Genomic DNA, 19,463 nt, shown 5'->3' with positions numbered 1-19,463 from the left:
CTTGCCGGCGATAGGGCCCCCGATCAAGCGCGTGTCTTACGCCACGCCCAGCTCATTGAAGACGAACGCATATTCCAGCGCCACATCCCGCAGCCCCTGGTAGCGCCCGCTCATGCCGCCGTGACCCGCCCCCATCTCGGTCTTGAGCAGCAGCAGGTTGTCGTCGGTCTTGCGCGTGCGCAGGCGTGCCACCCACTTGGCGGCTTCCCAGTACTGCACGCGGCTGTCGTTGTAGCCGGCGACCACCAGCATGGCCGGGTAGGCCTGGGCGCTGACGTTCTCGTAGGGCGCGTAGGCCTTGATCCGCTCGTACACCTCGGGCTCCTCGGGGTTGCCCCATTCGTCGTACTCGGTGACGGTCAGCGGCAACTCGGGGTCGAGCATGGTGTTGAGCACATCGACGAACGGTACTTCGGCAATGGCGCAGCGGAACAGCTCAGGGCGCTGGTTGAGCACCGCACCCATCAGCAGGCCACCGGCGCTGCCGCCGCTGATGGCCAGGCGATCGGACGCTGTCACGCCCTGGGCGATCAGGTGTTCGGCGCAGGCGATGAAGTCGCTGAAGCTGTTGTGCTTGTGTTCCTGCTTGCCGGCGCGGTACCAGGCTTCGCCCAGCTCGCCACCGCCGCGCACATGGGCGATGGCAAAGCCCACGCCGCGTTGCAGCAGGCTCAGGCGGGCATGGGAAAACCATGGGTCGAGGCTCTCGCCGTAGGCGCCGTAACCATACAGGTAGAGCGGCACGGTCTTGCCTTGGTCTTGCTTGCGGCGGACCAGGCTGATCGGCACCTGGGTGCCATCGGCGGCGGTGGCCCACAGGCGCTCGCTGACGTAGTCGTCGGCATCGAATTCGCCCAGCACCGGGGTTTGCTTGAGCACCACCTGGGCACCTGTGGCCAGGTCCAGCTGGCGTACCTGCGCGGGGCGGTTGAGCGCTTCATAGCGCAGGCGCACGCGGCGGCTGACGAATTCCAGGCTGTCCTGCACGTACAGGCTGTAGGCCGCGTCAGGCAGCTCGACCCGGTAGCTGGCAAGGCCTTGGGGGCGAACCTCGATGATCGGCAGGCCGCCTTCGCGCAGGCTCAAGGTCAGGGCGCTGGCATTCAGGCTGAGGCCTTCGAGCATGATGTCGTCGCGGTGTGCCACCAGCAGCTGCCACTGCGCGCGGGTCGGTACCTGCTCGCACGGGGCCTGATACAGGGCGAAGTTGATACCGTCCTGGTTGGTGCGGATGAACCAGCGCCACTGGCCGTCGAGCTGGCCGTGGTCGGGGAAGTATTCGTGGCCTTCCACCCTGGGCGCCAGGCAGGTGAATGCGGCCTGCGGGGTGAGGGCATCGAGCACCCAGGCTTCGCTGGTGGTCTTGCTGTTGAGCAGCAGCACCAGCTGTTGTTCGGAGCTGGTGCGATAGCAGTGCAGGAAGAACCGGCCATCGGGCTCTTCGAACACGGTCTGCGCGTCGTCCTCGCCCAAGGTGTAGCGGCGCAGGCGCCAAGGGCGGTGGGTGTCGTCCAGTTCGGCGAAGAACAGCGTCTGGTTGTCGTTGGCCCAGGTCAGGCTGCCGTCGCAGTCGTCGAAGGGCAGGGTGGTCAGGCTGCCGCTGGCCAGGTCCTTGACGTACAGGGTGTAGATTTCGTCGCCGCTGGTGTCGAGGCTGTAGGCCAGCAGGCGGTGGTCGGGGCTGACACTGAAGGCACCCAGGGCCAGGAAGCCACCGTCTGCCAGGGCATTGGGGTCGAGCAGCAGCTGTTCCTGCTGCTCGTCCACGGTATTGGAATCATCCGCCGGGCGCGGGCAGCGGTAGTGGCGCGGGTACTCGTCGCCTGCCGTGGTGCGGGTGTAGTACAGGTACGGGCCCCAGGGCGAGGGCAGCGACAGGTCGGTTTCAAGGATGCGACCCTTGATTTCTTCGAACAACTGCTCGCGCAGGGGCGCCTGGTCGGCCAGGCAGGCCTCCTGGTAGGCGTTTTCCGCCTGCAGGTAGTCGAGTACTTCGGGCGTGTCGCGCTGTTGCAGCCAGGCGTAGGGATCGGCGCCCTGGTCCTGGCGGGCGATAGGGGGCTGGAGCGCGTTGGGCATCGGTGTTCTCTTGGCTAGGGGGCGCCTGCGCCCGGAAAAGTGTTTATCATAGGCGTCTCTTTGCCTGGCTTGCACGATCACCATGACCGAGAACGACTATACCCTCGCCTGGGGCCTCTACGCCGTGGCCGCCCTGGGCTGCCTGTGGGTGGGTTTCAAAATCACCGGCTGGATGTGGCGTTGGCTGCGTGAGCCGCTGCGGGTGATCCTGGCGGTCCTGCTGCTGACCCCGACCGTGGTCGACCCGGCCAAGGATGCGGTGGCCCCGGCCATCGCCATCACCACCCTGGACCTTGCCTTCAAGGTAGGCAACAACGCCTGGCGAGCGGTTTCCGACTTTGCCATGTACGGCATGATTGCCTTTGCGCTGTACGCGCTGTTCGTGCTGCTGCGCTGGCCCCTGGAAAAGCGTGCCCGCGAGCGCCGCGAACAGGCCGAGGCCGCTGCCCAGCGCCAGGCCGCCGAGGACGCCCGGCTCGACGCCGGCGCGCCACTGGCCGCCGAACGCCGCGACCGTTACCGCGACGACCTGCCGCCTGCCGCGCCCTCCGGCGGTGGTCGGGTCGAGCCCCGTTTGTAAGCGGAGACAGCGAACATGTGCGAACTGCTGGGCATGAGCGCCAACGTCCCTACCGATATCGTCTTCAGCTTCACCGGCCTGATGCAGCGCGGCGGCCGCACCGGCCCGCACCGTGACGGGTGGGGCATCGGCTTCTACGAAGGCCGCGGCCTGCGCCTGTTCCAGGACCCGGCGGCGAGCAGCGAGTCGGAAGTGGCCAACCTGGTGCAGCGCTACCCGATCAAGAGCGAAGTGGTCATCGGCCACATCCGCCAGGCAAACGTGGGCCGGGTGTGCCTGTCCAACACCCACCCGTTCGTCCGGGAAATGTGGGGCCGCAACTGGTGCTTCGCGCACAACGGCCAGCTCGGCGACTTCAAGGGCGAGGCAACTTTCTACCGGCCCGTGGGCGATACCGACAGCGAGGCGGCCTTCTGCGACCTGCTCAACCGCATTCGCGCGGCCTTCCCGGAGCCTGTGGAAGTGGAACAGCTGCTCCCTGTGCTGGTCGAAGCCTGTGCCGAGTATCGCGGCAAAGGCGTGTTCAACTGCCTGCTCAGCGACGGCGACTGGTTGTTCTGCTTCTGCTCGACCAAGCTGGTCCACATCACCCGTCGCGCCCCGTTTGGTGCTGCGCGATTGAAGGATGTCGACCTGATCGTCGATTTTCACACCGAGACCACGCCCAATGACGTGGTGACGGTGATCGCCACCGAGGCCTTGACCGAGAACGAGACCTGGCGGCGCTACGAGCCCGGCCAATGGGGCCTGTGGCGGCACGGGGAATGCGTTTCGCAAGGCCAGAGCCAAGGACGCTGAATGTTCAGAAGTTACCTGCGGTTGCTGCTGTTCACCTTCGGCCTGCTGGCCGGTATCCAGGTCCCGGGGCTGGTCAAGGACTACAGCCAGCGGGTCGAGGCGCACCTGTTCGAATCGCGCCAGGCCCTCGATGGTTTCAAGCAGACCGCCGAGCGTTTCTTCAACGGCGACCTGCAGGCGTTGGTGCAGCATTACCGCAGCAGTGACGACCCGGTGTTCAACAGCGATGCCAACAGTATCGAGAGCCTGTTGATCCGCAACCAGTTGCTGGAGAACGAGTGGCAGGCGCTGCAAGGGGCGTGGGTCAGCCGGACCTGGCATGTGCTGGTGCAGCCGGATCCGCAGCTGCGTGAGGAGACGCTCAAGGGGTATAGCTATCAGATCTTGCTGGTGCCTGAGGCGATTGGCTGGGGCGTGGGTGCAGGGTTTGTGCTGGCGTTTGTGGTCGAGAGCCTGTTGCTGGGGATTGGCTGGGTGATTTTGGGCGGCCGGCGAAAAGTGGTTAAAGAGAGTTGGCGCTGACCCTCTCTGTCCCCGTGCCGGCCCTTTCGCGGGGCAAGCCCGCTCCCACAGGTCTAGCAAACGTTTCAGAGTCAGCGGTGTACCTGTGGGAGCGGGCTTGCCCCGCGAAAGGGCCAGTTCAAGCACTGCAGATCATTCAGACCAACACAATCCTCTGCGCCCCGACATCCCGCGCATAGCGCTCCAGCACCTGCCGGCACACCCCGACCACCTCATCCACCAAGGCCACCCCCGTCTGCCAGGCCACCACCAGCTCCAGGCTCGGCGGTGGCTGCAAGCCTTCGAGCAGCACCAGCTCACCCCGACTCAACTCGGCATCCACCAGCGCCGGCGGCAAGGCACCGATGCCGAAGCCATCGCGCAGCAAACGGGTAATCGCCGCCACCGAGTTCACGCAGTTCAGCCGCGGCGATTCGGCCCCCGCGGCCTGCAGCATGCTGAGCACTTCCTGGTGCGGCCGCGAGTTCTTCGAGAACGTCACGATGCGCTCGCGACCGAGCTCGGCCAGCGACGCGTAATCGCGGTGCTGGGCGGCACCTGCGGCCACCACCCAGCCCATGGGGTAGCGCGCCAGGTCCACGCTGCGGATCGACTGTTCGCGCAGAAGGTCGGTTTGCAGGATTACATCGAGAAAGCCTTTTTGCAGCTGTTCGCGCAAGTTGAGCGCAGTATCGGCGACCAGCTCGATTTCAACCTGGGGGTAGCGCTCGGTAAGTTCTGCCACCAGTGCGCTCATCCAGGTATGAATCACCGTGTCCATCACGCCAAGGCGAATGCGCCCGACCTTGGCCCGGTCGCTGTCCAGCGACTGCTTCATGGCCTTGGCGGTATCGAGCATGCGCTCGGCGTACTCCAGCACCTTGGCGCCCTCCGGGGTCAGGCTGACGCCGCGTGAGTCGCGCAGCAAAAGCTTCACCCCAAGGTCGGCCTCAAGCGCAGCGATGCGGCTGGAGACCGACGCCTGGGTGGTGAACAGCTTTTCGGCGGTGAGTCGAAAGCTCTTGAGCCGGGCGACCCAGACGAAGGTTTCGAGGAAGCGAAGGTTCATGATCAGTTTTTCTTGTTCCAGACCGGCGGTTTTTCTCGTTGGACGCATCTGGCGCGGCCTCTGAACAATGATGGCAGGCCGCGACGCCAGACGTCGCCCATAAAACAATACCAACAAGCCGAGGCAAGCATGAACCCCACCGGCGTGCAGCAACAGGTTTCGCCCTCATCTTCCAGCGGGCCTTTCGCCTGGTACCGCGATATCGACTCCCAGCAACGACGCACCTTCTGGAGCTGCAAGATCGGCTATGGCCTGGACGGCATGGACACGCAGATGCTCAGCTTCGTCATTCCTACGCTGATCATGATGTGGGGCATCAGCACCACCGAAGCCGGCCTGATCCACACCAGCACCCTGATCGCATCGGCCGTCGGCGGCTGGATCGCCGGCATTCTCTCCGACCGCATCGGCCGGGTACGCACCTTGCAATTGACAGTGCTGTGGTTCGCCTTCTTCACCTTCCTGTGCGGCTTCGCCCAGAACTACGAACAACTGCTGATCGCCCGTACCCTGATGGGCTTCGGTTTCGGCGGCGAGTGGACCGCAGGTGCGGTGCTGATCGGCGAAGTGATCCGCGCCCAGGACCGTGGCAAGGCGGTCGGCATGGTGCAGTCCGGTTGGGCCCTGGGCTGGGGCTTGACGGCGATCCTCTATGCGCTGCTGTTCTCCTGGCTGCCTGCTGAGCAGGCTTGGCGCGCACTGTTCCTGCTCGGTCTGGTACCGGCCATTTTCGTGATCTTCGTCCGCCGGCTGGTCAAGGATCCGGAGGTGTACCGCCAGGCCAAAGCGGTGGAAGAGGCCGCAGCGCCTTCGCACTTCTACGAGATTTTCGCCCCCGGCATGCTCTGGACTACCGTGCGCGCGTCCTTGCTGACCACCGGTGCGCTGGGTGGCTACTACGCCATCACCTCGTGGCTGCCAACCTTCCTCAAGAACGAGCGTGGCCTGAGCGTGCTGGGCACCGGCGGCTACCTGGCGATGGTGATCGTCGGCTCCTACGTGGGCTACGTGATCAGCGCGTACCTGTCCGACATCCTGGGGCGCAAGAAGAACTTCATCCTGTTCGCCGTGGGCTCGTTCATCATCGTGCTGCTCTACACGCAGATGGCGGTGAGCGATGACCTGATGCTGTGGCTGGGCTTCCCGCTGGGCTTCTTCGCCTCGGGCATCTTCAGTGGCATGGGCGCGTTCCTCACCGAGCTGTTCCCCACCCGCATCCGTGGTTCGGGGCAGGGCTTCTGCTACAACATCGGCAAGGTGATCGCGGCCGTGTTCCCGTTGCTGATCGGCCTGCTCAGCCAGAAAGTACCGCTGGGCCTGGGGATTGGCGCCTTCTCTGCGGTGTCCTACGGTGTGGTGATCCTGGCGGCCTTGAGCCTGCCGGAAACCTGCGGCAAACAACTCAAGGCGCGCTGAGGTAGGCACATGAACATCGACACGGGAACCCGCCAGGTGAAACGCCTGCTACTCAATTGCGACATGGGCGAAAGTTTCGGCAGCTGGCGCATGGGCCGCGATGCCGAGGTGATGCCCTACATCGACTGCGCCAACATCGCCTGTGGCTACCATGCGGGCGACCCCGGCACCATGCGCCGCACCGTGGCCCTGGCGTTGCAGCACGGGGTCACCATCGGCGCCCATCCGGCCTACCCGGACCTGGTCGGTTTCGGCCGTCGCTCCATGGCCTGCAGCAACGACGAAATCCGCGACCTGCTGCATTACCAGATCGGCGCCCTGCAGGGCATCTGCAAAGCCCTCGGCGGCCAGGTGGCCTACGTCAAACCCCATGGTGCGTTGTACAACGACATGATGGCTGACCCGCTCAAGCTGCGTGCCGTGCTCGAAGCCATGGCCGCCTACGACAGTGGCCTGCCGTTGATGCTGATGGCCACCGCCGACAACAGCGCTGCCCAGGCGCTGGGCGATGAAATCGGCGTGCCGTTGTGGTTCGAGGCCTTCGCCGATCGTGCCTACACCGCCAGCGGCCATCTGCGGTCGCGCAGCCTCCCAGGTGCGGTGCATCACGACTCGGCGCTGGTGGTCGAGCAGGCTCTGCGCCTGGCCCGTGGCTATGCGCTGGTGGCCGACGACGGCAGTGCTTTGCGCCTTCAGGCCAGCACCCTGTGCGTGCACGGCGACAACGACAGTTCGGTGGCGGCGGTGCGGCAGATTCGTCAGGCACTCGATGGGTTGGAGCAAGCATGAAAGTACGCATCGAAGTCGTGGCCATCGACAGCCTGATGGTGCGCCTGTTCGACAGCATCGATGAAGCCAACATGCCGTGGATGCTCGCGGCCAGCCAACGCCTGAGTGCGGCGTTGGGCACGCACCTGCTGGACCTGGTGCCGTCCTATACCACGCTGATGGTGCAGTTCGATCTGCCGCCAGCCGAGGCCAAGGCGCTGATCGTCCAGGCGCTGGACGGTCTGCAGCCGGACACCGGCAGCGCGGGTCGTCGCCATGAGATCCCGGTGTGGTACCACGCCAGTGTCGGCCCTGAACTGCCCGTGCTGGCAGCGCGCAGCGGCTTGAGCGAGGACGAGGTGATTCGCCTGCACAGCGAGCGCGACTATCCCGTGTTCGCCCTGGGCTTCGCGCCAGGCTTCGGCTTCATGGGCCTGGTGGACCCACAGCTGGCCACGCCCCGCCTGAGCACCCCGCGCAAGCGGGTGGCGGCGGGCAGCGTGGGCATCGCCGAGCGCCAGACGGCGGCCTACCCGGCGGTCTCGCCGGGTGGCTGGAACCTGATCGGACGCACACCGGTGCGCCTGTTCGACCGTGAGCGCGAAGGTTACAGCCTGCTGCAACCCGGCGACCGGGTGCGTTTCGTGGCGGTTTCCCATGCCGAGTTCCTGGCGTTGGGCGGTGATGACAGTCCGTTGGAGGCGGGGGCATGACGCAGCTGATGATCGAGGCCAGCACGCCGCTGTGCCAATTGCAGGACGGTGGACGTTTCGGCGTGCGCCATCTGGGCGTGACCCAGGGCGGGGCGCTGGATTGGGTGGCGATGTACTGGGCCAACTGGCTGTTGGGCAACGCGCTGGATGCACCGGTGATCGAAGTGGCGTTGGGCGGTTTCAGTGTGCTGGCCGAACAGGACTGCGTGCTGGCCCTGGCCGGTGCAGATCTGGATGCACGGGTCGATGACCAGCCTCTGGCAGGCTGGCGCAGTTTCACCCTGGCCAAGGGGCAGCGCTTGACCTTGAGGCAGCCGAAGCAGGGCGTACGCGCCTACCTTGCGGCGCCGGGTGGGTTCCACGGGGAAGCGGTGCTGGGCAGCTGTGCCACGGTGGTGCGTGAAGAACTGGGTGGCATCGATGGGCTGGGGGCTGCGCTGGGCAAGGGGCAAGTGCTGAGCTTCGCCGGTAGCCCGGCAGCGCTGCGCGAGGTGCCCGAGGCGCTGCGGCCGGGTTATCCGCAGAAGCCCCTGCTCGATTTGGTGATGGGCGCGCAAATTGGCGATTTCAGCGGCACCAGCCTGTTCGAGGCGTTCAACAGTGATTGGACGCTGGACAGTCGGGCCGATCGCATGGGTATCCGTTTGCTTGGGCCGCAGCTGGTCTATCAGGGCGCGCCGATGATCTCCGAAGGGATTCCGCTGGGGGCGGTGCAGGTGCCGCCGGACGGGCAGCCGATCGTGCTGCTCAATGACCGGCAGACCATTGGCGGCTATCCGCGGCTGGGGGCGTTGACGCCGTTGGCATTGGCGCAGCTGGCGCAGTGCATGCCGGGGACGGCGGTGCGGTTCAGGGCGGTGGTGCAGGATGAGGCCTGGCGGGGGCAGCAGGCGTATCTGCAGCGTTGGCGGTGACGCTTCGGGCCCTATCGCCGGCAAGCCGGCTCCCACAGGTAACGCCACAAGTCTTGAAATCTGTGGGGTTCCTGTGGGAGCTGGCTTGCCAGCGATAGGGTCGGTACAGACTGACAACTATTTGGACAGATACCGCATCCCTTCTTCCAGCCCCTGCAAGGTCAGCGGATACATCTTGTCCTCGATCAAGTCCCGCACCAGGTGGGTCGACGCCGTGTAATCCCAGGCCTGTTTCGGATACGGGTTGATCCAGATGATCTTCCTGAACTTCTCCATGAAACGCTGCATCCACACGTAGCCTGCCTCTTCGTTCCAGTGCTCCACGCTGCCACCCGGTTGGGTGATCTCGTAGGGCGCCATGGCCGCGTCGCCGACGAATATCACTTTGTAGTCATCGCCGTACTTGTGCAGCAGGTCGAACGTGGAGAACCGCTCCGAGGTACGGCGCAGGTTGTTCTTCCACACCGACTCGTAGACGAAGTTGTGGAAGTAGTAATACTCCAGGTGCTTGAACTCGGTCTTGCAGGCCGAGAACAGCTCTTCGCAGACTTTGACGTGGGCGTCCATCGAGCCGCCGATGTCGAACAGCAACAGCAGCTTCACCGTGTTGCGTCGCTCCGGGCGCATCTGGATGTTCAACAACCCGGCATCGCGTGCGGTGTGGTCGATGGTGCCGTCGATGTCCAGCTCTTCGGCGGCGCCTTCGCGGGCGAACTTGCGCAGACGGCGCAGGGCCAGCTTGATGTTGCGCGTACCCAGCTCGACCTGGTCGTCGAGGTTCTTGTACTCGCGCTGATCCCACACCTTCACCGCCTTGCCCTGGCGCTTGCCGGCCTCGCCCACGCGGATGCCTTCGGGGTTGAAACCGCCCGAGCCGAAGGGGCTGGTGCCGCCGGTGCCGATCCACTTGTTGCCGCCGGCATGGCGTTCCTTCTGCTCTTCGAGGCGTTTCTTGAACTCTTCGATCAGCTTGTCCAGGCCGCCCAGGGACTGGATCTGCGCACGTTCTTCATCCGTCAGCGAACGCTCGAATTCCTTGCGCAGCCAGTCCTCGGGGATCAGGGCCTCCAGGTGCCGGTCAAGGTTCTCCAGGCCCTTGAAGTAGGCCGAGAACGCCCGGTCGAACTTGTCGAAATGGCGCTCGTCCTTCACCAGGATGGCCCGCGCCAGGTAGTAGAACTCGTCCATGTCGGCGAACACCACGCGCTTTTGCAGGGCGTTCAGCAGGTCGAGCAGTTCACGTACCGACACCGGCACCTTGGCCGCGCGCATTTCATTGAACAGGTTGAGCAGCATGGCCGGCTCCTGTCAGCGGTTGCCGCGCCGGCTCATGAAGGCCAGGCGTTCGAGCAGTTGCACGTCCTGCTCGTTCTTCACCAGGGCGCCGGCCAGCGGAGGAATGGCCTTGGTCGGATCGCGCTCGCGCAGCACCGCTTCGCCGATGTTGTCGGCCATCAGCAGCTTGAGCCAGTCGACCAGTTCGGAGGTGGACGGTTTTTTCTTCAGGCCCGGCACCTTGCGCACGTCGAAGAACACATCCAGCGCCTCGCTGACCAGCGATTGCTTGATGTTGGGGTAGTGCACATCGACGATCTGCTGCAGGGTGTTGCGGTCGGGGAAGGCGATGTAGTGGAAGAAGCAGCGGCGCAGGAAGGCGTCGGGCAGCTCTTTTTCGTTGTTCGAGGTAATGATGATGATCGGGCGCTGCCTGGCCTTGATGGTCTCGTCGATTTCGTAGACGTAGAACTCCATCTTGTCGAGTTCCTGCAGCAGGTCGTTGGGGAACTCGATGTCGGCCTTGTCGATCTCGTCGATCAGCAGGATCACCCGCTCTTCGGCCTCGAAGGCTTCCCAGAGCTTGCCTTTCTTCAGGTAGTTGCGCACGTCATGGACCTTGTCCACGCCCAGCTGCGAGTCACGCAGGCGGCTGACTGCGTCGTACTCGTAGAGGCCCTGGTGGGCCTTGGTGGTCGACTTGATGTGCCAGGTGATCAGGCGGGCGCCGAAAGAGGCGGCGAGCTGTTCGGCGAGCATGGTCTTGCCGGTGCCGGGTTCGCCCTTGACCAGCAACGGGCGTTCGAGGGTGATGGCCGCGTTGACCGCCAGTTTCAGGTCGTCTGTGGCGACGTAGTCGCGGGTGCCTTCGAACTTCATTGGGAGTGTCCTCTGTGGGGGTGCCTGTGCCGGCCTCTTCGCGGGGCAAGCCCGCTCCCACAGGGTTTCCACATCCCTTGAGTGGAGTGGTTTACCTGTGGGAGCGGGCTTGCCCCGCGAAGAGGCCGGCACAGACAACAGCTATTTATTTTGCCAACGACTATAACGCGGGCCTCGGCAGCTGGAAACGCAGACCGGGTATTCAGTCCCTGAATGGCCCGTCACACCCGTTCAGTCGGAATCGGGTGGCGCCTTCTCATAGCGTGCATTGAACGCCTGGATGAAACCGTTGCGCAGGATCTGCAAGAACGCCTCGAAGGCGCTGATGTCCTGCTTGTGCACGCTGCCGCTGAGCTCCACCCGGGTGGCGAACTGGTTCTTCGGCTGGTTCTTGAGCACCGTTTCGCTGCCCCCCACCAGGGCCTCCCACACCGAGCGGAAGAAGCCCTTGTTCTTGTTCTCCACGTCCTGCTGCCAATTGAACACGTCGACATCGCGCAGCAGTGGCTTGATATAGCCACTGAGCCGACCGTTCTGCGCCTGGGCTTCGATCACCACGTCACCGTGCCCGGCGTTGAAATCGAACTTGCCGTAAGCGCTGGCGAAATCGTTGAGCCTGCGCAGCTCGATGCCGGTGGCACGCAGGCGGAACTGGAAATCGTCGAAGTCGCTGAACGGATCGAAGGTGGCGCGGCTTTCGACCTTGGCGTCGCCAAGCATCAGGGCTTTGGCCTCGAAGCTGGCGTCGCGCCGGCCTTTCTTGTCACGCACATTGGTCAGGTTGCGGATGCTGGCATCCAGGCGAGTGGCCTTGAGGTCGACCGGGGGTTTAGAAGTGAAATTGCGAAAGGTCAGCGTGCCCTTGTCGATGCGCACTTCGTTGAGGGTAATGGGCAGCAGTTTTTCCAGTTGCTGGCGCCAGTCGGTGCCCTGGCCCGTCTGCGAGGCCTGCTTGCTGCCACCGTCGACGAAGTTCAGTTCCGGGCGCACGAAGGTGACCTCGGCTACCACCGCACGGTCGTACCACAGCGAATGCCAGCTCACCGACAGGTCGATCAGCGGCGCGTCGAGCAGCGGCACCGGCACTTTGCCGCTGGTCTTGACGATCTTCAGCCCGTTGATCTGGTAGGCGCCGCGCCACCAGGCAAGGTCCACGTCGGCGACCTGGCCGCGGTATTCACCCATGTTGGCCAGCTTGTCGTTGAGGTAGTCCCGCACCAGGTAAGGGAGAGCCAGGTGCAAGGCCACCAGCAGCACGACCAGGCTGGCGAGGCCGACCAACGGCCAGCGGTAGCGAGCGTTCATCGAAAGCGTTCCAAGGCGGGTTGCACGGTTGACCGCAGTATTTGGCGGGGAGTTCGAACAGGCTTTACTGGCTTCGGGGGCAGGCTTACCCTTTAAGTCTTTCCCTGCTTTTTCATGCCAAGGAACCTGCCATGAGCCGTATCTACGCAGACAACGCCCATTCCATCGGCAACACGCCGTTGGTGCAGATCAACCGTATCGCCCCGCGTGGTGTGACCATCCTGGCCAAGATCGAGGGGCGCAACCCCGGTTATTCGGTGAAGTGCCGGATCGGCGCGAACATGGTCTGGGACGCCGAGAGCAGCGGCAAGCTCAAGCCGGGCATGACCATCGTCGAGCCCACGTCGGGCAATACCGGTATCGGCCTGGCCTTCGTCGCCGCAGCGCGTGGCTACAAGCTGATCCTGACCATGCCGGCATCGATGAGCCTGGAGCGGCGCAAGGTGCTCAAGGCCCTGGGCGCCGAACTGGTGCTGACCGAGCCGGCCAAAGGCATGAAGGGCGCGATCGAGAAGGCCAACGAGATCGTCGCCTCGGACCCGGCGCAGTATTTCCTGCCTGGGCAGTTCGACAACCCGGCCAACCCGGCCATCCATGAAAAGACCACCGGCCCGGAAATCTGGAACGACACCGACGGTGCGGTCGATGTGCTCGTGGCCGGTGTCGGCACCGGCGGCACCATCACCGGTGTGTCGCGCTACATCAAGCACACCCAGGGCAAGGCGATCCTGTCGGTGGCGGTCGAGCCGGCGGCATCGCCCCTGATCAGCCAGACGCTTGCCGGCGAGGAACTCAAGCCCAGCCCGCACAAGATCCAGGGTATTGGTGCTGGTTTCGTGCCGAAGAACCTTGACCTGTCGATCGTCGATCAGGTCGAGACGGTGACCGACGAAGAATCCAAGGCCATGGCCATTCGCCTGATGCAGGAAGAGGGCATCCTCTGTGGCATTTCCTGTGGCGCGGCGATGGCGGCGGCGGTGCGCCTGGCCGAGAAACCAGAGATGCAGGGCAAGACCATCGTGGTGGTTCTGCCGGACTCCGGTGAGCGCTACCTGTCGAGCATGCTGTTCAGCGATATGTTCAGCGAGCAGGAAAACCAGCAGTAATCCCGCCTGGTCGCTGACCCGGCGCAAGGGTTGGTGGCCTGGTTTATTACATAATCCTTAACAGTGAGATCCCGTCCCGGTGGTTTTTTAGCGGGGCGGGATGCGTCTATGATGGCAGGATGATTTAACTGGGAGCAGGACAGCGCAAGCCTGCTTCCTTTCAAAGGAGTGTTGCATGACTGTTTCCTTCGCGGCCAAGGCGGGTGTCCTGTTGGTGTTCTTCGGCAGTGTGCTGTTCGTGCACTTGCGCGGCAAGGCGCGCCTGCCGGTGTTACGCCAGTTCGTCAACCACTCGGCGCTGTTCGCTCCCTACAACAGCCTGATGTACTTGTTCTCCGGCGTGCCGTCCAAGCCTTACCTGGACCGCCAACGCTTTCCGGAACTGGATGTGCTCAAGGACAACTGGGAGGTCATTCGGGAAGAGGCGATGCACCTGTTCGACGAGGGCTATATCCGCGCTGCCGAGAAAGACAATGACGCCGGTTTTGGTTCGTTCTTCAAGAAAGGCTGGAAGCGTTTTTACCTGAAGTGGTACGACAAGCCACTGCCGTCGGCCGAGGCGCTGTGCCCGAAGACCGTCGAACTGGTCAGTCGCATTCCCAACGTCAAGGGCGCGATGTTCGCCCTGCTGCCTGGTGGCAGCCACCTGAACCCGCACCGCGATCCGTTCGGCGGCTCCCTGCGCTATCACCTCGGCCTGTCCACGCCGAACTCCGACGCGTGCCGCATCTACGTCGACGGCCAGGTCTACGCCTGGCGTGACGGCGAAGACGTGATGTTCGACGAAACCTATGTGCACTGGGTGAAGAACGAAACCGACGTCACTCGGGTGATTCTGTTCTGCGACGTCGAGCGGCCGCTGACCAGCCCGCTGATGACCCGCATCAACCGCCAGGTCAGTGCCTTCCTCGGCCGAGCCACCGCGCCGCAGAACACCGATGACGAGCGCGTTGGCGGGATCAACCAGGCGTATGCCTGGAGCAAGCGCTTCAGCAACAGGATCAGTGGCCGTGTGAAGCAGTTCAAGCGTGCCAACCCCAAGGCCTACCGCATCCTGCGGCCGGTGGCGGCGGTGGTTGTGGCTTACCTGCTGTATCACTGGCTGTTCTGAAGTTTCGGTGCCTGTTCGGGTCTTGTCGCCGGCAAGCCGGCTCCCACAGGTACACCACGGTTCTTGAAGTCTGTGGCGTACCTGTGGGAGCCGGCTTGCCGGCGATAGGGCCCGGTCAGGCATCACAAAGGGCAGCTATTGCCCAGTTCCCGATTCACCGCTATATTCCAGACCATTCACTTCCTCGAAGACCCTGTTCATGCCAGCCATCCCTTCCACCACAAGCTTTGCCATCGCGCCAGTCGCGGGCATGGTCGTGCGTGGCAGCCAGCAGCCGGTCATGATCAGTCATTACCCACCACCTGTCAGTGGCGTCGTCGGCGGCGTAGCTCCGCCTCGCTGCGTGGTCGTGCTGGGCTGATCGGCTTCTGGCCGCATCCCGTCACACGCGCAACCTACTGAACACGGTCGGCTACTTCCCTTACTGAAGCACACGCCCACCGTTCGGCTTATTTGCCCGAATACAGGTGCATACATGTCTGTCTTTACCAAAGCATCCGTGGCCTCGGCGGCCACCACCAGCCTGTTCGTCCTGCTGTGGAGCAGCGGCGCTATCGTCTCCAAACTCGGCCTGGCCCATGCCAGCCCCTTCGCCTTCCTGTTGTTGCGCTCGGCGCTGGCGCTCACCGGGCTGCTGCTGATCGGCCCGTTGCTGGGCTTGCGCTGGCCGCGCAGTCGGGGGGCGATCTTGCGTGCCCTGGGTACCGGCTGCGTACTGCTCGGTGCCTACCAGATCTTCTACCTGCTGGCGCTCAATACCCATGTCACCCCTGGCGTGATGGCCACGGTGATGGGCGTGCAACCCATTCTGACGGTGGTGCTGATGGAGCGTCAGCGTTCCTGGAGCCGGCTGTTCGGTCTGGGCCTGGGGCTTGGCGGGCTAGTGATGGTGGTCTATCAGGGCATCAACCTTGGCGGTGTTTCGCTGCTCGGCATGCTGTTCGCCTTGCTGGCCTTGGCCAGCATGACCTTCGGCTCGATCCTGCAGAAGCGCATCACCGACAACCCCATGGGCACGCTGCCGCTGCAATACCTGGCAGGCTTTGCCCTGTGCGCGGTGTTCGCGCCGCTGCAGCCGCTGCACGTCGAATGGAACGGCAGCTTCATCGGTGCGCTGTTGTGGATGGGGCTGGTGGTCTCGCTGCTGGCGACCCTGCTGCTGTACCGGCTGATTGCCAAGGGCAACCTGGTCAACGTCACCAGCTTGTTCTATCTGGTGCCGGCGGTGACCGCGGTGATGGATTTCGTGATCTTCGGCAATCGCCTGGCCCCGCTCAGCTTGCTGGGCATGGGCTTGATCGTGGTCGGGTTGCTGTTCGTGTTCCGCAAGCCGGCAGCGCGCCTGGCTGAAGCGTAGGGCGCTTTAGCGAAACTCTTCGGGGATGGTGTGGCGCAGCACGCCCTCCTCGAAGTCCAGGGTGCCGGCTTCGCGTTGGGTCAACAGGTAGTAGAGCAGTGTGTCGAGCGAATGCGAAGGCGGGATCTCGACGGCAAGCATCCTCACCGCCTTTTCGACTTGGCTGGGACAGCCGAAATCCTCGAGTGCCGCACGCACCTGTTCGAGGTCGCCCGTCGCTTTCACCAGAATGCGGAACACCGACGCGCCGCCGCTGTGCTGCAAGGCTGCAAACCAGGACTGCTCGCCGTCCTCGCTGACGCTGATGGTATCGCCAGGGGCGATGCCGTAGGCATAGAAGGGGATGCTGTCGACCTGGTAGCCGGCTTCGGTGCGTTTTGCCCACAGGCCTTCGACCGACGCGGGTGGGTAGCCTTGGGCGTCCTGCTCCAGGCGCCAGAGCACGATTTTGTAGGCTGAGGTTTGCTCAGGGGGCATTGGGGCATTACAGGTCAGGAGGGCTGCCTATCGTAATGCGATTTTGCTGTGTTGTCTGTACTGGCCTCATCGCCGGCAAGCCGGCTCCCACACTGTCATGTGGTGTACCTGTGGGAGCCGGCTTGCCGGCGATAGGGCTCTCAGGCCGTACGCCGGGATGGCTTGAGCACCAGCCAGAGCGCCAGGCCAATCAGCACGCCACCGTACACGTGCCCCATGGACAACGACTCGTCCAGCAGCCAGGCCCCCCACAGCACACCGAACACCGGAATCAGAAAGGTCACGGTACTGGCCTTGACCGGCCCGATCTCGGCCAGCAGGCGGAAGTACAGGATATAGGCGAAGGCGGTGCAGACCAGCCCCAGGCCCAGCAGCGACAGCCACACCTGCCAGCCGCCCCAGCTTGCTGGCGGCTGGGTCAGTGCGCTCCAGGCGAATAGCGGTGTCATCATCAGCGTGGCACCGAGCATGCTGCCCAAGGCCGAGAGGCGGCTATCCAGGCCGCTGACCCAGCGGCGTGCCAGGAAGCCGGCGAAGCCGTAGCAGGTGGTGGCGGCCAGGCAAGCCAGGGCGCCCTGCAGCAAGGCCATGTCCAAGGCTACCGGGCCGGCGCCGCTGAGGATGCCCACGCCGAACAGGCCGAGAAAGATGCCGCACAGTTTCGGCAGGGTCATCGCCTCACGGAAGAACAGCGCGCCGATCACCACGCCCATCAGCGGCGTGGTGGCGTTGAAGATTGCCGAGTAGCCTGCTGGCAGCACCTGCGCCGCCACCGAATAGAAGGTGGCCGGAATACCCGAGTTGATCATGCCCAGTACCAGGCACGCGCCGAGCTTGCCTTCGAAATTCCAGCGCACGCGGGCGGCGGCGAGGATGACGATCAGGCCCAGGCAGGCGATGGATACGCGGAAGAAGGCGGTCGGCACGGTGCCCAGTTCGGGGGCGATGATCCGCATGAACAGGAAACTCGCCCCCCAGACGGCGGCAAGGGTCAGCAGGCGGGTCAGGGCGATGGGGCTCACAGCGGTCTCCAGGTACAAGGCAGGGCGTGAGTGTACGCGAGGGGGCGGGGGGGTTCTTGTGCTTTCTTGCGGTGTAAATCTGTGTCGGCCTCTTCGCGGGACAAGCCCGCTCCCACAGATACATCGCTGTTTCAAGAAAAGCGGTGTATCTGTGGGAGCGGGCTTGTCCCGCGAAGAGGCCCGCCCAGGCTTCTCAAAACGCATGGGCCGACTAAGCTGTCTATCTCACCCCGCACCGAGGTGTCATGCATGACCGAGCACTGGCCTGCCGGCGAAATCGCCCGGATGATTCTCGACGGCTTCGACGACTACCGCGAACACTTTCGCCGCATCACCCTCGGTGCCCGCGAGCGCTTCGAGCAGGCCCGCTGGCAGGAGAGCCAGCGGGCGGCGGCCGCGCGGATCAACCTCTATGAGCGCAAGGTCGGCGAGGTCAACAGTTGGCTGCGCGATGGCTTCGATGACGAGGTGTTGCTGCAGGTCGCGCAATGGCCGCTGGTCAAGAGTGCCTATATCAGCCTGATCGACCCGCGCCTGGACGATGAACTGTCGGAGACCTGGTACAACTCGTTGTTCTGCAGCCTGTTCAGCCATGACCAGATCAGCGATGGCTGCATGTTCATCCACACCACGCGGCCATCGATGCGCGGCCACGAACGGGCCGCGCAGACCCGTACCTACCGGCTCGAAGGCAGTCTCAAGGGGCTGTTGCGGGCGATCTTCGCCGACCATGCATTCACCTATGGTGACCTTGAGGGCGACCTCTCACGCCTCGAAGAACAATTGCGCGAGAGCCTGCCGGACTGGGTGTGCAAGGACCCGGCGCTCACCGTGGAGCTGTTCGTACCGGTGCTGTACCGCAACAAGGGCGCCTACCTGGTCGGCCGGCTGTACAACGCTGACGAGCAGTGGCCGCTGGTGATCCCGCTGCTGCACCGTGAGGGCCACGGCATCGAGGCCGATGCGCTGATCACCGACGAGGCCGACGTATCGATCATCTTCTCCTTCACCCGCTCGTATTTCATGGTCGATGTGCCGGTGCCGGCGGAGTTCGTCAATTTTCTCAAACGTATCCTGCCGGGCAAGCACATCGCCGAGCTGTACACCTCGATCGGCTTCTACAAGCACGGCAAGTCGGAGTTCTACCGGGCGCTGATCAACCACCTGGCCAGCAGCGACGACCGTTTCGTCATGGCCCCCGGTGTACGCGGGATGGTCATGAGCGTCTTCACCCTGCCGGGCTTCAATACGGTGTTCAAGATCATCAAGGACCGATTCTCGCCGTCCAAGACCGTCGACCGTGCCACGGTGATCGACAAGTACCGGCTGGTGAAGAGTGTCGACCGCGTAGGGCGCATGGCCGATACCCAGGAGTTCGCCGATTTTCGCTTTCCGCGCGGCAAGTTCGAGCCCGAGTGCCTGGCCGAGTTACTGGAAGTGGCGCCGTCCACCGTGGCCCTTGAGGGCGACACGGTGCTGATCCGCCACTGCTGGACAGAACGGCGCATGGTGCCGCTCAACCTGTACCTGGAGCAGGCCAGTGAAGCCCAGGTGCTCGAAGCGCTGGAGGACTATGGGCTGGCCATCAAACAACTCGCGGCGGCGAACATCTTTCCGGGCGACATGCTGCTGAAGAATTTTGGCGTTACCCGGCATGGCCGGGTGGTGTTCTACGACTATGACGAAATCAGCTACCTGACCGAAGTGAACTTCCGCCATATCCCGCCGCCGCGCTACCCGGAGGATGAGATGTCGGGCGAGCCGTGGTACTCGATCGGGCCGCACGATGTGTTTCCCGAGGAGTTTCCGCCGTTTCTGTTTGCCGATATGGGGCAGCGGCGGTTGTTCAGCCGCTTGCATGGGGAGCTGTACGACGCGGATTACTGGAAAGGGCTGCAGGCGGCGATTCGGGACGGGAAGGTGATCGATGTGTTTCCCTATCGGCGCAAGGGGCGGTGATGCTCTTGTGTCTGGCCTGGCCCTATCGCCGGCAAGCCGGCTCCCACAGGTACAGCACAGTCTCGGATGGCTGTGGAGTACCTGTGGGAGCCGGCTTGCCGGCGATAGGGCCAGCAATACCCCCGCTACTTACC

General features: G+C 63.9%; 19 protein-coding genes. 12 read left to right on the top strand and 7 right to left on the bottom strand.

The genetic code is table 11. The features are described from left to right. Window positions 1-36: 36 nt before the first annotated feature. A complete protein-coding gene (locus tag PMI38_RS10150; RefSeq protein WP_008093456.1) occupies window positions 37-2,079 on the bottom strand; it encodes a S9 family peptidase in 2,043 nt (680 codons plus the stop codon). Between the two features lie 82 nt (window positions 2,080-2,161). Between PMI38_RS10150 and PMI38_RS10145 the strand changes: the two genes are divergently transcribed. Genes PMI38_RS10145 through PMI38_RS10135 form a run of 3 tightly spaced genes read left to right on the top strand, consistent with a single transcriptional unit; the run spans window position 2,162 to window position 3,979 of the window. After that, complete coding sequence (locus PMI38_RS10145) at window positions 2,162-2,659, top strand: hypothetical protein (protein WP_008093454.1); 498 nt, start codon at window positions 2,162-2,164, stop codon at window positions 2,657-2,659. Between the two features lie 15 nt (window positions 2,660-2,674). Beyond that, entirely contained in the window at window positions 2,675-3,457 is a 783-nt protein-coding gene (locus tag PMI38_RS10140) for a class II glutamine amidotransferase (protein WP_008093453.1), read from the top strand. Next, complete coding sequence (locus tag PMI38_RS10135) at window positions 3,458-3,979, top strand: DUF2937 family protein (RefSeq protein WP_008093451.1); 522 nt, start codon at window positions 3,458-3,460, stop codon at window positions 3,977-3,979. It abuts the gene before it with no gap. A 136-nt stretch (window positions 3,980-4,115) separates the two neighbouring features. Here the strand turns inward: PMI38_RS10135 and PMI38_RS10130 are convergent, their stop codons facing one another. Further along, entirely contained in the window at window positions 4,116-5,027 is a 912-nt protein-coding gene (locus PMI38_RS10130; RefSeq protein WP_043273359.1) for a LysR family transcriptional regulator, read from the bottom strand. 129 nt (window positions 5,028-5,156) lie between these two features. Here PMI38_RS10130 and PMI38_RS10125 point away from each other — a divergent pair, with 129 nt between their 5' ends. From PMI38_RS10125 to PMI38_RS10110, 4 genes are read left to right on the top strand one after another with little or no spacing between them, the layout of a single operon-like run. Continuing rightward, window positions 5,157-6,443, top strand: coding sequence for an MFS transporter (locus PMI38_RS10125; RefSeq protein ID WP_008093447.1), 1,287 nt, complete (start codon window positions 5,157-5,159; stop codon window positions 6,441-6,443). Window positions 6,444-6,452: 9 nt separating this feature from the next. Continuing rightward, complete coding sequence (locus tag PMI38_RS10120) at window positions 6,453-7,232, top strand: 5-oxoprolinase subunit PxpA (protein ID WP_008093445.1); 780 nt, start codon at window positions 6,453-6,455, stop codon at window positions 7,230-7,232. Next, window positions 7,229-7,924 (top strand): 5-oxoprolinase subunit PxpB, encoded by a 696-nt coding sequence (gene pxpB / locus PMI38_RS10115; RefSeq protein ID WP_008093442.1) that lies wholly within the window; start codon window positions 7,229-7,231, stop codon window positions 7,922-7,924. The genes PMI38_RS10120 and pxpB overlap by 4 nt, the downstream gene beginning before the upstream one ends. After that, window positions 7,921-8,838, top strand: coding sequence for a biotin-dependent carboxyltransferase family protein (locus PMI38_RS10110; protein WP_008093439.1), 918 nt, complete (start codon window positions 7,921-7,923; stop codon window positions 8,836-8,838). The genes pxpB and PMI38_RS10110 overlap by 4 nt, the downstream gene beginning before the upstream one ends. A 117-nt stretch (window positions 8,839-8,955) precedes the next feature. Here PMI38_RS10110 and PMI38_RS10105 read toward each other — a convergent pair whose 3' ends face one another. The 3 genes from PMI38_RS10105 to PMI38_RS10095 form a co-directional block, all read right to left on the bottom strand. After that, a complete protein-coding gene (locus PMI38_RS10105; protein WP_008093437.1) occupies window positions 8,956-10,134 on the bottom strand; it encodes a vWA domain-containing protein in 1,179 nt (392 codons plus the stop codon). Window positions 10,135-10,146: 12 nt separating this feature from the next. Beyond that, on the bottom strand, window positions 10,147-10,992 hold the full coding sequence (locus PMI38_RS10100) for an AAA family ATPase (RefSeq protein WP_008093435.1): 846 nt from the start codon (window positions 10,990-10,992) through the stop codon (window positions 10,147-10,149). 231 nt (window positions 10,993-11,223) lie between these two features. Next, complete coding sequence (locus tag PMI38_RS10095) at window positions 11,224-12,297, bottom strand: DUF748 domain-containing protein (RefSeq protein ID WP_008093434.1); 1,074 nt, start codon at window positions 12,295-12,297, stop codon at window positions 11,224-11,226. A gap of 131 nt (window positions 12,298-12,428) precedes the next feature. Here PMI38_RS10095 and cysK point away from each other — a divergent pair, with 131 nt between their 5' ends. The 4 genes from cysK to PMI38_RS10080 all read left to right on the top strand — a co-directional run bounded on the left by cysK (window position 12,429) and on the right by PMI38_RS10080 (window position 15,871). Next, window positions 12,429-13,403: a cysteine synthase A gene (gene cysK / locus PMI38_RS10090; protein WP_008093433.1), complete on the top strand. Its 975-nt coding sequence runs from the start codon at window positions 12,429-12,431 to the stop codon at window positions 13,401-13,403. A gap of 175 nt (window positions 13,404-13,578) precedes the next feature. Next, window positions 13,579-14,514 (top strand): aspartyl/asparaginyl beta-hydroxylase domain-containing protein, encoded by a 936-nt coding sequence (locus PMI38_RS10085; protein WP_008093430.1) that lies wholly within the window; start codon window positions 13,579-13,581, stop codon window positions 14,512-14,514. Window positions 14,515-14,713: 199 nt separating this feature from the next. After that, window positions 14,714-14,875, top strand: a complete 162-nt coding sequence (locus PMI38_RS27080) for a hypothetical protein (protein WP_157214862.1) — start codon at window positions 14,714-14,716, stop codon at window positions 14,873-14,875. Window positions 14,876-14,989: 114 nt separating this feature from the next. Then, window positions 14,990-15,871 carry a DMT family transporter gene (locus tag PMI38_RS10080; protein ID WP_008093428.1) on the top strand — a complete coding sequence of 294 codons (882 nt, stop codon included), beginning with the start codon at window positions 14,990-14,992 and terminating at the stop codon, window positions 15,869-15,871. A gap of 6 nt (window positions 15,872-15,877) precedes the next feature. Here the strand turns inward: PMI38_RS10080 and PMI38_RS10075 are convergent, their stop codons facing one another. Together PMI38_RS10075 and PMI38_RS10070 are read right to left on the bottom strand one after the other, a co-directional pair. Then, the gene (locus PMI38_RS10075) at window positions 15,878-16,348 is read right to left on the bottom strand and encodes a DUF4265 domain-containing protein (protein WP_008093426.1); all 471 of its coding nucleotides are present in this window, start codon (window positions 16,346-16,348) and stop codon (window positions 15,878-15,880) included. Between the two features lie 140 nt (window positions 16,349-16,488). Then, a complete protein-coding gene (locus PMI38_RS10070; RefSeq protein ID WP_008093423.1) occupies window positions 16,489-17,370 on the bottom strand; it encodes a DMT family transporter in 882 nt (293 codons plus the stop codon). 249 nt (window positions 17,371-17,619) lie between these two features. On the opposite strand from PMI38_RS10070, the gene aceK reads away from it, so the two are divergent. Beyond that, window positions 17,620-19,329, top strand: a complete 1,710-nt coding sequence (aceK, locus tag PMI38_RS10065; RefSeq protein WP_008093421.1) for a bifunctional isocitrate dehydrogenase kinase/phosphatase — start codon at window positions 17,620-17,622, stop codon at window positions 19,327-19,329. Window positions 19,330-19,463 lie beyond the last annotated feature (134 nt).

It is taken from the genome of Pseudomonas sp. GM84 (genome assembly GCF_000282535.1).
Classification (GTDB): Bacteria; Pseudomonadota; Gammaproteobacteria; order Pseudomonadales; family Pseudomonadaceae; genus Aquipseudomonas.
Note: the sequence above shows the minus strand (reverse complement) of the source record. Positions and strands in the feature narration are given on the sequence as shown.